At 67.2% G+C, this 14069-nt stretch carries 14 protein-coding genes; 6 read left to right on the top strand and 8 right to left on the bottom strand.

What is annotated here, in order from left to right:
• Positions 1-59: 59 nt before the first annotated feature.
• Positions 60-1172, bottom strand: coding sequence for a 4-hydroxyphenylpyruvate dioxygenase (gene hppD / locus SOM47_RS02190; protein WP_042614261.1), 1113 nt, complete (start codon positions 1170-1172; stop codon positions 60-62).
• Between the two features lie 126 nt (positions 1173-1298).
• Here hppD and SOM47_RS02185 point away from each other — a divergent pair, with 126 nt between their 5' ends.
• Positions 1299-1787, top strand: a complete 489-nt coding sequence (locus tag SOM47_RS02185) for a MarR family winged helix-turn-helix transcriptional regulator (RefSeq protein WP_042614260.1) — start codon at positions 1299-1301, stop codon at positions 1785-1787.
• A gap of 65 nt (positions 1788-1852) precedes the next feature.
• Here SOM47_RS02185 and SOM47_RS02180 read toward each other — a convergent pair whose 3' ends face one another.
• The 4 genes from SOM47_RS02180 to SOM47_RS02165 all read right to left on the bottom strand — a co-directional run bounded on the left by SOM47_RS02180 (position 1853) and on the right by SOM47_RS02165 (position 6193).
• The gene (locus SOM47_RS02180; protein WP_320504634.1) at positions 1853-2965 is read right to left on the bottom strand and encodes a hypothetical protein; all 1113 of its coding nucleotides are present in this window, start codon (positions 2963-2965) and stop codon (positions 1853-1855) included.
• Positions 2966-3066: 101 nt separating this feature from the next.
• Complete coding sequence (locus SOM47_RS02175; RefSeq protein WP_042615241.1) at positions 3067-3660, bottom strand: thioredoxin family protein; 594 nt, start codon at positions 3658-3660, stop codon at positions 3067-3069.
• Between the two features lie 12 nt (positions 3661-3672).
• On the bottom strand, positions 3673-5172 hold the full coding sequence (locus tag SOM47_RS02170; RefSeq protein ID WP_320504633.1) for a peptide MFS transporter: 1500 nt from the start codon (positions 5170-5172) through the stop codon (positions 3673-3675).
• 166 nt (positions 5173-5338) lie between these two features.
• On the bottom strand, positions 5339-6193 hold the full coding sequence (locus SOM47_RS02165) for a tryptophan 2,3-dioxygenase (RefSeq protein ID WP_320504632.1): 855 nt from the start codon (positions 6191-6193) through the stop codon (positions 5339-5341).
• 397 nt (positions 6194-6590) lie between these two features.
• Between SOM47_RS02165 and pdhA the strand changes: the two genes are divergently transcribed.
• The 4 genes from pdhA to SOM47_RS02145 are packed head-to-tail and all read left to right on the top strand — an operon-like array spanning position 6591 to position 10470.
• Entirely contained in the window at positions 6591-7673 is a 1083-nt protein-coding gene (gene pdhA, locus SOM47_RS02160; protein WP_042615244.1) for a pyruvate dehydrogenase (acetyl-transferring) E1 component subunit alpha, read from the top strand.
• Positions 7666-8733: an alpha-ketoacid dehydrogenase subunit beta gene (locus tag SOM47_RS02155; protein ID WP_101099354.1), complete on the top strand. Its 1068-nt coding sequence runs from the start codon at positions 7666-7668 to the stop codon at positions 8731-8733. Before pdhA ends, SOM47_RS02155 begins: the two co-directional genes overlap by 8 nt.
• A gap of 1 nt (position 8734) precedes the next feature.
• Positions 8735-9088 carry an SH3 domain-containing protein gene (locus SOM47_RS02150; protein WP_042615246.1) on the top strand — a complete coding sequence of 118 codons (354 nt, stop codon included), beginning with the start codon at positions 8735-8737 and terminating at the stop codon, positions 9086-9088.
• A complete protein-coding gene (locus tag SOM47_RS02145; RefSeq protein ID WP_320504631.1) occupies positions 9085-10470 on the top strand; it encodes a dihydrolipoamide acetyltransferase family protein in 1386 nt (461 codons plus the stop codon). The genes SOM47_RS02150 and SOM47_RS02145 overlap by 4 nt, the downstream gene beginning before the upstream one ends.
• A gap of 105 nt (positions 10471-10575) precedes the next feature.
• Here the strand turns inward: SOM47_RS02145 and SOM47_RS02140 are convergent, their stop codons facing one another.
• The 3 genes from SOM47_RS02140 to SOM47_RS02130 are packed head-to-tail and all read right to left on the bottom strand — an operon-like array spanning position 10576 to position 12373.
• Complete coding sequence (locus tag SOM47_RS02140; RefSeq protein ID WP_042615248.1) at positions 10576-10965, bottom strand: VOC family protein; 390 nt, start codon at positions 10963-10965, stop codon at positions 10576-10578.
• A 57-nt stretch (positions 10966-11022) separates the two neighbouring features.
• Entirely contained in the window at positions 11023-11730 is a 708-nt protein-coding gene (locus SOM47_RS02135; RefSeq protein WP_320504630.1) for a helix-turn-helix transcriptional regulator, read from the bottom strand.
• A gap of 10 nt (positions 11731-11740) precedes the next feature.
• Positions 11741-12373, bottom strand: coding sequence for a Rossmann-fold NAD(P)-binding domain-containing protein (locus SOM47_RS02130; protein WP_320504629.1), 633 nt, complete (start codon positions 12371-12373; stop codon positions 11741-11743).
• Between the two features lie 112 nt (positions 12374-12485).
• On the opposite strand from SOM47_RS02130, the gene SOM47_RS02125 reads away from it, so the two are divergent.
• On the top strand, positions 12486-14015 hold the full coding sequence (locus tag SOM47_RS02125) for a GGDEF domain-containing protein (RefSeq protein ID WP_320504628.1): 1530 nt from the start codon (positions 12486-12488) through the stop codon (positions 14013-14015).
• The last annotated feature ends 54 nt before the right edge of the window (positions 14016-14069 follow it).

The raw sequence follows: 14069 nt of genomic DNA, 5'->3' as shown, positions 1-14069 counted from the left end.
GGCATCCCGTCATGTGCCGGCGCGTGGCCGGCACCTACCTTACCCGAGCGATCTACCGCTTACAGTACGCCGCGGCGCATCTGGTCGCGCTCGATGCTCTCGAACAGCGCGGTGAAGTTGCCTTCGCCGAAGCCCTCGTTGCCCTTGCGCTGGATGATCTCGAAGAAAATCGGACCGATGCAGTTCAGGGTGAAGATCTGCAGCAGCTTGCGCTGGTGGGTTTCCGGATCGGCATCGATCAGGATCTTGTTACGGGCCAGCCGCGCCACGTCCTCGCCATGCCCCGGAACGCGCTGGTCGATCACGTCGAAGTAGGTTTCCGGCGTGTCGAGGAACTGCACGCCCTGCTCGCGCATGGCTTCCACGGTCTCGTAGATGTTCTCGGTGAAGCAGGCGATGTGCTGGATGCCTTCGCCCTTGTAGGCGTCCAGGTATTCGTTGATCTGGCTCTTCGGATCGGACGATTCATTGAGCGGGATGCGCACGATGCCGTCCGGGGCGGTCATCGCCTTGGACACCAGGCCGGTCTTCAGGCCCTTGATGTCGAAGTAGCGGATCTCGCGGAAGTTGAACAGCCGCTCGTAGTAGTCCGACCACTGCTGCATGTTGCCGAAGTACAGGTTGTGGGTCAGGTGGTCGATGAAGGTCAGACCGAAGCCCTTCGGTGCCTGGTCTGCGCCCTCGATGGCTTCGTAGTCATCGCCGTAGATGCTGCCGGCGTCGCCGTAGCGGTCCACCAGGTACAGCATGCAGTCGCCGATGCCCTTGATCACTGGCGCATCCACCGCCTTGGAGTCCGGCTTGAAGTCGACCGGCTCGGCCCCATTGCCCAGCGCGGTCTGGTAGACCTCGGCACCGGGCTTCTGAAAGCGGATGGCGAACCCACAGGCGCACGGCCCGTGCTTTTCAGCGAAGTCGGCGGCGAACGAATCCGGGTCTTCGTTGACCAGGAAGTTGACGCCACCCTGCCGATATACGGTGATCGGGCGGGTGCTGTGCTTCAGCACGGCGGTAAAGCCCATGCTGCGGAAGTAGGCATGCAGCTCCTGGCCGCGCCCGGCAGGGGCGGCGAATTCGACGAACTCGAAGCCGTCGATGCCCATCGGGTTTTCAAACGTGGTCACCTGCATGCCCGGATTGGGATGCGAGGCGGTCTGGACGGTGGTATTCATGGCATAAGGCTCCGAATCTTTTCCGCATCAAACCAGGTGCGGGCGACAGAGGGACCCGCGACAATGCAGGGCTAGTACATCCCCTTTATAGTTACACCTGAAACCACCAGCAAGGTGCACCGCAGCATGAGCCCACCCGATCCCGCTTCCACCAGCGTGCGTGCCTCGCACGTCCTGCTCGACCTGGAACAGTTCCTGCCCTACCGGCTGAGCGTGCTCTCCAACCGGGTCAGTGGCAACATCGCCAAACTGTACGGCGACCGCTACGGCCTGGCGATTCCGGAGTGGCGGGTGATCACCATCCTGGCGTTGTACCCGGGCTCGTCGGCCAGCGAAGTGTCCGAACGCACGGCGATGGACAAGGTCGCGGTCAGCCGCGCGGTGGCGCGCCTGCTCGAACGCGGTTTCATCAAGCGGGAAACCCATGGCGATGACCGCCGCCGCTCGGTGCTGGCGCTGTCGGCGGCCGGCTTCGAGGTGTACGAGACCATCGCCCCGCTGGTCATCGAGACCACCCGCAAGCTGATGTCCGTGCTCAGCGAAGACGAAGAACAGCTGCTGGAAAAGCTGATCCTGCGCCTGGCCGGTGAAGGCCTGCAGCGGATGGCCGAATAACCAAGGGAGCGCCCCGTAGAGCCGACTTCAGTCGGCTTCTCCTGGACGCCCGGTAGAGCCGACCCTCAGCTCAGGTGCTTGCGGCGGGCGTAGACCCAGGGCGCGGCCAGCGCGCCGATGGCACCGGCGGCGAAGCCCAGCGAGGCCGCCACCGTGGCCGCTTCGATCGCCCCCGGCAGCGCCAGGGCCGCGGTGACCAGCAGCAGCGAGGGCAAGCCGACGAAGATGGCCAGGAAGAACGGCCATCGCGGCACCCAGGTGCCCAGCTGCAGCAGGCTGACCGGCTGCCAGATGTCCCCGTTGGCGTCCTCCGCGATCTTCCGCACCACCATCGGCAGGCTGATCTCCGGCAGCGCGCGGCCCTGCCGTGCGGTGGCCAGCTCGCGCGCCACCGCCTCTATGGCGGGATAGCTGGACGGCCACGGCTGCGGCGGCTTCACTCCGTAGGCGACCAGCAGCGGCACGCTCAGCCAGGGCGCCGGCAGCGGTCGCAGGCGCCGCCGTCCGTGTACGCACCACACCTCGCGCTGGCCATGCGCGGTCACTTCGTACAGGGCCAGTTCTTCGGGCGGCGGATAGCCGAGCATGGTGGTGCGCGCGGCCAGCGTATCCACGCCCATCGCGCGCAGGAAGCCCGGACGGCTGCGTCCTTCCTGCATCCACGCCAGCCCCAGCGCGCCGATCAGCAAGGCGTCGGCATGATCGCGGCTGCCGACCGTTGCGCGATCATCGCTGGCCAGCAACCAGGCCAGCGACTGCGGCTCGGCGACATCGGCCACCGACCAGCGCCCGCTGTCGCCCAGCACATGCCGCAGCGGCAGGCGCATCGGTGCGGTTTCGCCCCGTTCGGCGACCTGCAGGAACGGCAGGACGCCCTGCACGAAGGCCGCCACATCCACCGCCCGCCCCCCCTGCCCCAGCCATTCCGGCGGCAGCAGGCCGGCCAGCTTCGGGTCACGGGCGAGCAGGTCCAGGCGTTCTTTCTGTTCGACCAGCTTCTGCACCGCAGCCGCCAACGCGGGGTTGTCCGGCAGCGCCACCACGGGCAGCTTGTGCGTGCCGGGCGGTATCGCCACCGCAGCCACCGCAGCCACCGCAGCGCCATCGTCCATCAGCACATCCACCGCGGGCAGTGCCACGGTGTCGGCAGGGGGACGGTCGATCAGCTCGCTGTGCATTGGACGCTCCAGGTCGTGCGCCACGGTCAGCGTGGCGTCGGTACCTTGGCGTTAGCGGCCGCAGCGCGGCGGAATTGAGCGCCGCCTCCCGGCATCGCGCCTCAGCGCGGCGCCCATTCCTTCATGAAGGCGAGGAACTTCGCGCGGTCGTAGGACTTGCCCTGTTCCAGCTCACCGGTGAACTGCGAATGCAGCAATCCCCCCTCGGCATCCAGCACGAACAGGTGCGGGTAGCCCTTCACTTCCGGGAACTGCGACAGGAACGCCTTGTTCTCGTTGTCTTCGCTGTAGTTGACCTTCATCCACACGTAGTTCGCATCGCGCAGGCGGCGCACTTCGGCATCGCCTTCGACGAATTTGTCCAGGATGTGGCACCACGGGCACCACTCACCGCCCACGTCCAGGATGATGCGCTTGTTGCCACGCTGCGCCTCCACTTTGGCCGTTTCCAAGTCTGCGGCTGGGTCGCGGGCCGGATCGAACGAGGCGTTGAGTGCCGCGATGGCCGCGATGTCCGCGGCCGCCGGGGTATTGCCGGAGGCCACCGGCACGCTGGGATCAGCGGCCGGTGCCTCGGTGGGACGCGTATCAAGCGGTTGCGCAGGCGCCTTGGCGGTATCGGGACCGGGTTGCGAGCACGCTGCCAGTGCAGCGGCCAGAACCCCCATGGACATCCAACCTGCGGTCTTGCGCATTCGCTCTTCCTCTTACTTGACGCCGTGCATCAGCTTGTTGATCAGCGGCGCCAGCAGGAACAGGATCACACCCGAACCGATCAACGCCCAGAAGCCGAAGGTATACCCTTTCAGCGCCGATTCCACGGTCATGCCGCCTTCACCGCTGACCACCCCGGCGAAGATGCCCGACAGGTTGTTGCCGATGCCGGTGGACAGGAACCAGCCACCCATGCCGAAGCCGACCAGGCGGACCGGGGCCAGCTTGGTGACCATTGACAGGCCGATCGGCGACAGGCACAGCTCACCGATGGACTGGATCACGTAGACCATGAACAGCGTCCAGAACGGGATCTTGCCGTCCACGACCAGCTGCGACAACGCGAACATCAGCAGGGCGAAGGCCGCGCCGTTGAACAGCAGGCCCAGGCCGAACTTGCGCGGAATGGACGGGTTGGCACGGCCCATCGCCACCCAGATCCACGCGATGATCGGGGCCAGGGTGATGATGGCCACCGAGTTCACCGACTGGAACCAGGCGGTCGGGAATTCCCAGCCGCCGAGGTTGCGGTTGACGATGTTGTCGGCGAGGAAGGTGAACGAGCTGCCGGCCTGTTCGAAGAACATCCAGAACATCACGTTGAAGGCGAAGATGATCAGCATGGCGATCACGCGGTCGCGCGCGACCTTGCCGTTGCGGATGCCTTCCACCAGCAGCAGGACGGCCAGCGCGATGAACAGCACCAGCAGGATCCAGGCCAGCGCGGTGGCGCCGGTGGAGAGTAGGAAGAACGCCACCGGAATGGCCACCAGCGACCCCACCGCGACCATCACGATGCGGCCGTAGCCTTCGGCGCCGACCGGCGGTGCGCCGATGCCGTTCAGGCCCTTGCGGCCGATGTAGAACCACACCAGGCTGATCAGCATGCCCACGCCGGAGGCGATGAACACCACCTTGTAGGACGGCATGGCGCTGGTGCCGAACACCTTGCGTGCGAGGTATTCGGTCAGCACCGGGGCGATCATCGCGCCGATGTTGATACCCATGTAGAAGATGGTGAAACCGGAGTCGCGACGCGGATCGTTCAGGCCGTACAACTTGCCGACCATGGTCGAGATGTTCGGCTTGAACAGGCCGTTGCCCACGATGATCGTGGCCAGGCCCAGTTCGAACACCTGGTGGTTGGGCAGGGAGATCATGAACAGGCCCGCCGCCATGATCACCGCGCCGGTGAGGATCGAGCGCTGGTAGCCCAGCACGCGGTCGGCGATGTAGCCGCCGAAGATGGCTGCTGCGTACACCAGCGCCAGATAGGCGCCGTAGGTGCGGCTGGCCGCGGCTTCACCGCCGGCATCGCCGTTGAAGAACTGCGACACGATGTACAGCACCAGTGCCCAGCGGATGCCGTAGAACGCAAAACGTTCCCAGAACTCGGTCATGAACAACATCCACAGCGGACGTGGGTGGCCCAATGTGGTCTTGAATTCCGGCACGGCCGGTTCGGGGGTATTCGCAGTGGCGTTCAGGCTCATGCGGGATTCCTGGTTCGGTGGATGACAGGCACGTCCGCTGTGCCGAGCTAACGCGCGAGGATCACCGACTTCTGGCGTTCACGTCAAATACACACTGATCGCAGCAGGTGACCGCCCGGTCGCGGAACTTGCATCTGCAACAATCTGAATGGGGGACATCGGCCACTCAACCTTCCAGCGTGGTCCGCACCTGGAACAGTTCGGGGAAGAAGGTCAGCTCCAGCGCCTTGGCCAGGAAGCCCACCCCGGACGAGCCGCCGGTGCCGCGCTTGAAGCCGATCACCCGCATCACCGTGCGCATGTGTCGGAATCGCCACAGCTGGAAGGCGGTCTCCAGATCAACCAGGTCCTCGCACAGGGCGTACTCGCGCCAGTAGCGGTCGGTGTCCTGGTAGATGCGCTCGAACACCGGGTGCAGCGCATCGTCGGCCACGTGCGGCTGCGACCAGTCGCGGTCCAGGTACTGCGCCGGGATGTCGTGGCCGAAGCGCGACAGGTACTGCAGGAATTCCTCGTACAGGCTCGGCGCCTGGAGTGCCTGGCGCAGCCGCTGCTGGCCTGCCTCATCGTGCTCGAACACCTTGAGCATCTGCGCGTTCTTGTTGCCCAGCAGGAACTCGATGTAGCGGTACTGCAGCGACTGGAAGCCCGAGGAAGGGCCCAGCACATCGCGGAAACCCATGTATTCGGACGGGGTCAACGTCTCCAGCACCGACCATTGCTCGGTCAGCTGGCGCAGCACCAGCTTGCTGCGCGCCAGCACCTTCTGGCACTGCCAGACCTGGTCACGCTGCAGGAAGCCGATCGCCGCGCCCAGCTCGTGCGCCAGCAGCTTGAGCCACAGCTCGGAGGTCTGGTGCTGGATGATGAACAGCATCTCGTCGTGGTGCGGCGGGCTGGAAAGCGGCTGCTGCGCGGCGAGCAACTGGTCCAGCCGCAGGTAGCCGCCATAGGTCAGCCGGTCCTGCAGGTCGGTCAGGATGCCGGCTTCGAGATCACGTTGGTTGTTGTCGACGGACATGGGGCGGGACCGGCTGAAAAGAGAAAGCGTAGCAGGCCGACCGCGGATCGCCGGTGCGGCGGGTGAGGACCGTGGGCCGCCGGCTTCGGTGGGTGACGACCGTTGTCGCTGGCTTCGGTGGGTGACGACCGTTGGTCGTCACAGGGACCTCGTGGAACGCACAAACCCGCATCCCGGCGCGTGGAACCGCTTCCGAAGGGTCCCATCCCCATCCTCACGGGCGTATTCTGGTGCTCTGCAGCAACGGCTGAATACGTTGCTGTCACGGGCCGCCAACCTGCCGGCAGGGGCCCCGCCGGTGAAACCCTTGCTGCGCCGCAGGACGGCTTTTTCATACGCCGTCCTTAACATGGCGATTCATATCATTTGTAACTTCCTGTCGAAGGTGCAGTCCGCAATGACAGTTGCCGCTGAGTTCAAGATCGAATACCTCCAGTACCTCAACGCAGACGGCAAGCTCGTCCGCGATGACCTGCCCGCTTCGCTGCGGGATCCCAAGGTGCTGGTCCCGCTGTTCAAGCAGATGCTCTACGTGCGCGTCTTCGACAGCAAGTCCATCGCCCTGCAGCGCACCGGCAAGCTGGGCACCTATGCCGCCTGCCTGGGGCACGAAGCCGCGCACGTCGGCATCGGTGCAGCCATGCATCCCGGCGACGTGTTCGCGCCGAGCTACCGTGAGTACGGCGCCATGTTCATGCGCGGCGTGCGCCCCTACGACGTGCTGATGTACTGGGGCGGCGACGAGCGCGGCAACGACTACGGCGGCAATGCCGCCAAGGACTTCCCGTTCTGCGTGCCGATTTCCACCCAGTGCCTGCACGCGGCCGGTGCGGCGCTGAAGTTCAAGCTCAACGAGGAGAAGCAGATCGCCGTGGCGGTGTGCGGTGACGGTGGCAGTTCCAAGACCGACTTCTACGCGGCACTGAATTCGGCCGGCGCCTACAAGCTGCCGCTGATCCTGTGCATCGTCAACAACGGGTGGGCCATTTCGGTGCCCCGTTCGGCCCAGACCGGTGCCGAAACGCTGGCGCAGAAGGGCCTGGCCGGTGGCCTGCATTGCCTGCAGGTGGATGGCAACGACCTGATCGCAGTGCTGGCGGCGATGGAACAGGCTCGCGAGCGCGGCCTGTCCGGCAACGGCGGCACGGTGCTGGAACTGATGACCTATCGCCTGTCCGACCACACCACCGCCGACGACGCGCGCCGCTATCGCGACGACGCCGAAGTGAAGGATGCCTGGCTGCTGGAGCCGATGCTGCGCCTGCGCAAGTACCTGACCGACCAGGGCGTGTGGAGCGAAGCCGAGGAAAAGGCCTGGATCGAGCAGTGCGGCGCGCGCGTGGACGAGGACGTGAACCAGTACCTCAACACCCCGGTGCAGCCGGTCGAAGCGATGTTTGATTTCCTGTATGCCGATCCGCCACCGGACCTGCTGGCCCAGCGCGCTGCCGCCATTGCCCTGGAGCAGCGTCATGGATGACATCAAGCACGGCGTTCCTGCTTCCCGCACCAATGCCGCCGACAGCGCCGCTGTCGCCGGTGGAGACACGGTCATGACCAGCACCCCCATCACCCTGATCGAAGCCATCACCCAGGCGCTGGCCTGGGAGCTTGAGCACGACAAATCCGTACTGGTGCTGGGCGAGGACGTGGGCGTCAACGGCGGCGTGTTCCGCGCCACCGCCGGCCTGCAGCAGCGCTTCGGCGCCAACCGCATCCTCGATACTCCGCTGGATGAAACCACCATCGCCGGCCTGACCATCGGCCTGGCCGCGCAGGGCATGAAGCCGATCGCCGAAGCCCAGTTCGACGGCTTCATGTACCCGATGGTCGACCACATCATCTGCCATGCCGCGCGCCTGCGTACCCGTACGCGCGGTCGCCTGCACTGCCCGATGGTGCTGCGCGTGCCGTGGGGCGGTGGCATCCGTGCCCCGGAACATCACAGCGAAGCCAACGAATCGATCTTCACCAACGTGCCTGGCCTGCGCGTGGTGCTGCCGTCCTCACCGCAGCGCGCCTACGGCCTGCTGCTGGCGGCGATCCGTGAACCGGATCCGGTCATCTACATGGAGCCCAAGCGCATCTACCGGCAGTACAAGGAAGTGGTGGCCAACGATGGCGAAGCGCTGCCGCTGGACGTCTGCTTCGTGCTGCGCGACGGCACCGACGTGACCCTGGTGACCTGGGGCGCACAGGTGAAGGAAGCGCTGGAAGCGGCCGACAAGCTGGCCGGCGAAGGCATCAGTGCCGAAGTCATCGACGTGGCCACGCTGCGCCCGCTGGACTTCGCCACCATCGCCGAATCGGTGGCCAAGACCGGCCGCTGCGTGATCGTGCAGGAGGCCCCGAAGACCGCGGGCTTCGGCGCGGAGATCGCCGCGCGGCTGGCCGAGGAATCGCTGTACGACCTGCTGGCACCGGTCGAGCGGGTCACCGGCTATGACACCCACATTCCGTTGTTCCGCCTGGAGATGAAGTACCTGCCCAGCGTGGAGCGGATCGTGGCGGCGGCCAAGCGCGCCGTTGCGGCAGGCTGACATGCGGGCCCGTCTTCTCGGCCCGTACCGCAGCCAGTACCCCAACCCGCTCCGGTTGCGCACCGGCCAGATCGTCGAGGTCGGTGTGCGCGACGAGGAATGGCCGGCGTTTGCCTGGGTGCGCACCCGCGAAGGTGGCGCAGGCTGGGCGCCGGTCGCCTGGCTGCAGCTGCTGGACGATGGCCACGCAGAAGCGCTGCGTGACTACGACGCCCGCGAGCTGGACGTGGAAAACGGCGAGATGGTACGGCTGCATCATGAACATGGGGGCTGGTGGTGGTCCGAGCGCGCGAATGGCGCGACGGGCTGGCTGCCGGCCCACGAACTGGAACTGCTGGAAGAGAACTGCACATGAGCCAGACCAAGAATTTCAACCTGCCCGACCTGGGCGAAGGCCTGCCGGACGCCACCATCGTGGAATGGTTCGTCAAGGAAGGCGACACCATCCGCCTGGATGAGCCGCTGGTATCGATGGAGACGGCCAAGGCCGTGGTGGAAGTGCCTTCGCCGGTGTCCGGCAAGATACTGAAGCTGTCCGGCGCGGCCGGTGACATCATCCCGACCGGCGCGGTGCTGGCCAGTTTCGAACTGGACCCGAACCTGCCGCAGCGTGCGGACGGCCAGGACACCGGCCACAGCCACGGCCACGCCGCACCGGCCGCGACGCCGAGCACCGGCCAGCCGGCGCCGGCGCAGGCCGATGCCGTGGTGGCCTCCGATGAAGGCGGCGAGATCAAGGAAGCCGGTGAGCGCGATGACGCCGGCACCGTGGTCGGCGCGATGCAGAGCTCCAACACCGTGCACGCCGAACAGGCGGTCGCTGTGGGCGGCGTCAAGGCCGTGCCGGCGGTGCGTGCGATGGCGCGCAAGCTGGGCGTGGACCTGTCGCGCGTGCGCGCCAGCGGTACCGATGGCGCGGTGACCATGGCCGACGTCAAGCAGGCTGCCGCCGATGGCAGCGCCAAGGTCGGCGCTGCGCCGGCTGGAGCGCAGGCCGCGCAGGTGTCCGCACCGGCGCCGGCACGTGTTGAAAGCCAGCGCGCGCCGATGTCGGCCGCCGGCAAGCCGATACGCACCCAGCCGCCGGGCGTGTCCGCCAAGGGCCAGCCGGAACAGCTGAAGGGCGTGCGTCGCAACATGGCACGGGTGATGGCCGATGCGCACAGCAAGGTCGTGCCGACCACGCTGAACGATGATGCGGACCTGCATGCCTGGCTGCCGGGCAACGATGTCACCGCCCGCCTGGTACGCGCGATCGTGGTCGCCTGCCAGAAGGTCCCGGCGATGAACGCCTGGTTCGACGGCGAAGCGCTGACCCGCACCCTGCACGCGCACGTGGACGTGGGCATCGCGGTGGACACCGAGGAAGGCCTGTTCGTGCCGGCCCTGCGCAACGCCGACATGCTGGATGCGCGTGGGATCCGCGAAGGCGTCAACCGCCTGCGTGAGCAGGTCGAAGCGCGTTCGATCGCCGCCTCGGAACTGAGTGGCTACACGATATCGCTGTCCAACTTCGGCATGTTCGCCGGACGCTACGCCACCCCGGTGGTGGTGCCGCCGTGCGTGGCCATCGTCGGTGCCGGGCGTGCCCGCTACCAGATGACCCCGGTGATGGGCGGCGTGGAATCGCACAAGGTGATCCCGCTGTCGGTCACCTTCGACCACCGCGTGGCCACCGGCGGCGAAGCCGCCCGCTTCCTGCGCGCGATGATGGACGACCTGGCCCTGGCCAACTGACGCGGTAGTGACGGCCGCTGGCCGTCAGAGAGTAGTGACGGCCGCTGGCCGTCAACCAAGGGTCGGATCGCCGGGCTGCCGCCAGGCGATCCGACCCTTTTCAATTCATGCCTCTCGCGGCGGCAGGTCCTCGGCGCGGCTGTGCACGCGCAGCCGGTGTCCATCCGGATCCAGGCCAACGAAGGTATGGCCGAAGGCCAGGGTCACCGGCGCCTGCGCGATCTCCACGCCGAGCGCCGTCCACTCCGCATGCATGCGTTCCACGGCGGCGGGACTGTCCACGACCATGGTCAGTTCGCACGCACCGGGCGCGCCCAGCGCCTCCGGCTGTACCCCGTCGCGCTCCCACAGACCGAGTGCAGGCGCTCCGGGTACCACGAACAAGGCGAATCCGGGCGCGAGCTGGCTTGCCGGCCGGCCCATGATGCCGGCATAGAAAGCGGCGCTGAGGCGGACATCACGTACGTACTGCATGACGGCGTCGGGCTTGAACATGGGTATCTCTCGCTGGGAAGAGCATCCATCCTGCTGCCACCCTGCTGACAGTTCCGGTCAGCAGGGTGGCAGCCAGTCGGGGGTAATGCCCTGCTCGCGCTGCCAGCGCCTGAGCAGCGTGCTGCGTGCGGTGGGATAGCGCTTGTCCTGCGACTGCGCCGAATCGATGCGGTCCAGCCGGAAATGGCGGAAGCCGCCGCGCAGTTCGCACCATGCCGCCAGCATCGGCACCTCGTCGAAGTAGGCCAGCGCGAACGGCCACACCGTCCGCTGGCTGCGATGCCCGGCCAGGTCGCGGTAGTCGATGTCCACGCGCCGCTGCGAGCCGATGGCTTCGCGGACCACCTGCAGCGATGCGGCAACGGCCGCCTCCAGGGGTCGCGCGGGACCAACCCGCAGGCCGCTGGTCTGCAGCTGCAGCCGGCGGTCGGCAGGCAGGGCGTGGCCGATACGGGCCAGCGCATCGCGCGCCGCTTCGGCCAGTGCGGGATCGGTACGCGAGGCCACCCAGCGCAGGCCAAGCACCAGTGCATCAATCTCTTCCGGCGGCAGGGTCAGCGGCGGCAACGTATCGCCGGGCTGCAGCACGTAGCCGATGCCCGCCTCCCCACGCAGGTCCGCGCCCTGCTGCTGCAGGGTGGCGATGTCGCGGTACAGCGTGCGCAGGCTGATACCCAGCGTATCGGCCAGCAGCTGGCCGCGCACCGGCCGTCGGTGGCGGCGCAACAGTTGCAGCAGCCGGTTCAAGCGCAGCGAGCGGGACATCAGGCCGTGCTCAGGCCAACTGCGCCGCGCTGACCACGTGTTCGCCGGGCAGTGGCTCCAACGCAGCATCCACCAGCGCGGCGGCGATGTTCTCCGCCGGATTGATCCGCCAGCCGCGCGGCAACAGCGGACCCAGCACGCCCAGCACCTGCAGCGCCAGGTGTTCGCCAGTGCGTTTGTGCGCACGCTGGCCACCAATCAGCCCCGGCCGCACCAGCGTCAACGAATCGAAATCCAGTCCGCGCAGGTCCTGTTCGAGCGCGCCCTTGACCCGGTTGTAGAAGATCCGCGATCCCGCATCCGCGCCCGCTGCGGAGTTCAGCACGAAGGTGCCCGCGCCGTGGGCATGGGCCTGCCCGGCGAAGGTCAACGGGTAGTCGTGGTCGATGCGCTTGAAGGCTTCGCGGCTGCCGGCCTGGGCCATCGTGCTGCCCAGCGCGCAGATCACCGCATCCACCGCCCACCACGGCGCGGTGCCTGGCAGGTGCTCGAAATCGAGCACCGGGTTGTCCAGCTTGGGCGCGGTCACCGGCAGCGGCCGCCGGCTTGGTGCGACCAACTCCGTGCAGCGCATATCCTCCAGCATTAACGCCAGTACCTGGCCCCCTACAAGTCCGGTCGCGCCCAGCAACATCACCCGCATCGCCTTCTCCCCTGGCTGATTTTCCCCATCGTGAACGCTGGGCAGGTATAAAGCCAACGTCGGCCGCGCCGATATGCTGTCACCAGCCTTTGCCTCTCCCCGGACACCCCGCATGACGGACCGCCGCGATTCCCGCCCCGCCCCCGGCACCCAGCCTGGACCGCTGGCGCTGGTCCGTGCGGGCGGCGACGGTCCCCGCGCGGTGACCCGCGGTGGCAACGGGCTCAGCCTGCAGCAGCTGTTCGCGCACGCCGCACACCCGGAATCCCTGCTGGCGGCCTTCGCCGATGGCATGGCGACCCTGCCCGGCGAGCTCGGCGACATGGGCGACCGCCTGCAGTCGGCGCAGGCCGATGCGGACTGGCCGCGCTACGGCCGCGCGATGCGCCAGCTGATCGACAAGTACATCCGCACCATCGAACTGCATGCCCCGGATGCGCCGCCCGACGGCGATCGCCTGCGCGAACAGCTGCGCCAGGTGCTGGGCATCACCGTGGCCGGCCTGCTGCAGCACGATCCGCAGCTGCGTGAGCAGGCCGTGGCGCAGGCAGCCGCCTGGAAGCAATGGCAGCCCGGCCAGCCGCTGGATGCGCTGGAACAGGGCCAGCGCGAACTGGGTCACCAGATCGGCGTGCGCAGCGAGGCCTGGCAGGAACGGGACGAGCTGTTGCTGGGCCTGTTCGACCTGCTGCTGGAAAACATCAGCGAGCTGCTCGACGACGGTGCCTGGCTGCACGGGCAGATCGATGCCGTGCGTCAGTTGTTGTCCGGTCCGTTGGATACCGCGGCGGTCGAACGGACCCGCAGTGAACTGCGCCAGGTGATCTACAAGCAAGGCCTGCTCAAGCAGGGCATCAGCGAATCCAAGGCTGCCATGCGCGGGCTGATGGGCGACTTCGTGCAGCAGCTGGACGGCATGGCCAACAGCACCGGCGAGTACCACGACCGCATCAGCAGCTATGCCCTGGCGCTGCGCGAAGCACGCAGCATCGCCGACCTCAACCAGCTGCTGCAGGGCGTGCTGCAGGACACCGGCCGGGTGCAGCAGCAGGCTGCGCAGGCACGTGACCACCTGGCCAACGCGCGGCTGGAAGTGGAAGTGGCCGAACAGCGCATCGCCCAGCTGGAACAGGACCTGCGCGAGGTGACCGACCTGGTCCGTACCGACCCGCTGACCGGCGCGCTCAACCGCCGCGGACTGGACGAGCTGCTGCAGTCCGAACTGGCACGTTCGGGCCGGGCAGGCAGTGCGCTGGCGGTCGCGGTGATCGATCTGGACGAGTTCAGCCAGACCAACTCGCAGTTCGGGCACGCCGGTGGCGACGCCGTGCTCAAGCATTTCGTCAGTGTCTGCCAGTTGCTGCTGCGCGCCAGCGACAGCGTGGCACGGCTCGGCGGCGACGAGTTCGTGCTGGTCATGCCGGATACCCCGGGTGCGGACAGCATGTCGACCCTGCACCGCCTGCAGCGTTCATTCGCCCAGCGCGTATTGAACGTGCAGGACCAGCGCGTTCCGGTGCATTTCAGCGCCGGGTTGGCGCAGTGGAGCGCCGGCGATACCGCAGAGTCGCTGCTGCGACGTGCCGACGAAGCGTTGTACGCGGCCAAGCGGCTGGGCCGCAACCGCGTGCAGGCCGGCTGACGGTACTGCCGCCGCTGGCCCGGTAGTGACGGCCGGTGGCCGTCAGGCTTTCCG

It is taken from the genome of Stenotrophomonas sp. CFBP8980 (assembly GCF_034046095.1).
Taxonomy (GTDB): Bacteria; Pseudomonadota; Gammaproteobacteria; order Xanthomonadales; family Xanthomonadaceae; genus Stenotrophomonas; species Stenotrophomonas lacuserhaii.
The sequence above is the reverse complement of the archived record's forward strand: the minus strand, read 5'-3'. Positions and strand labels throughout refer to the sequence as shown.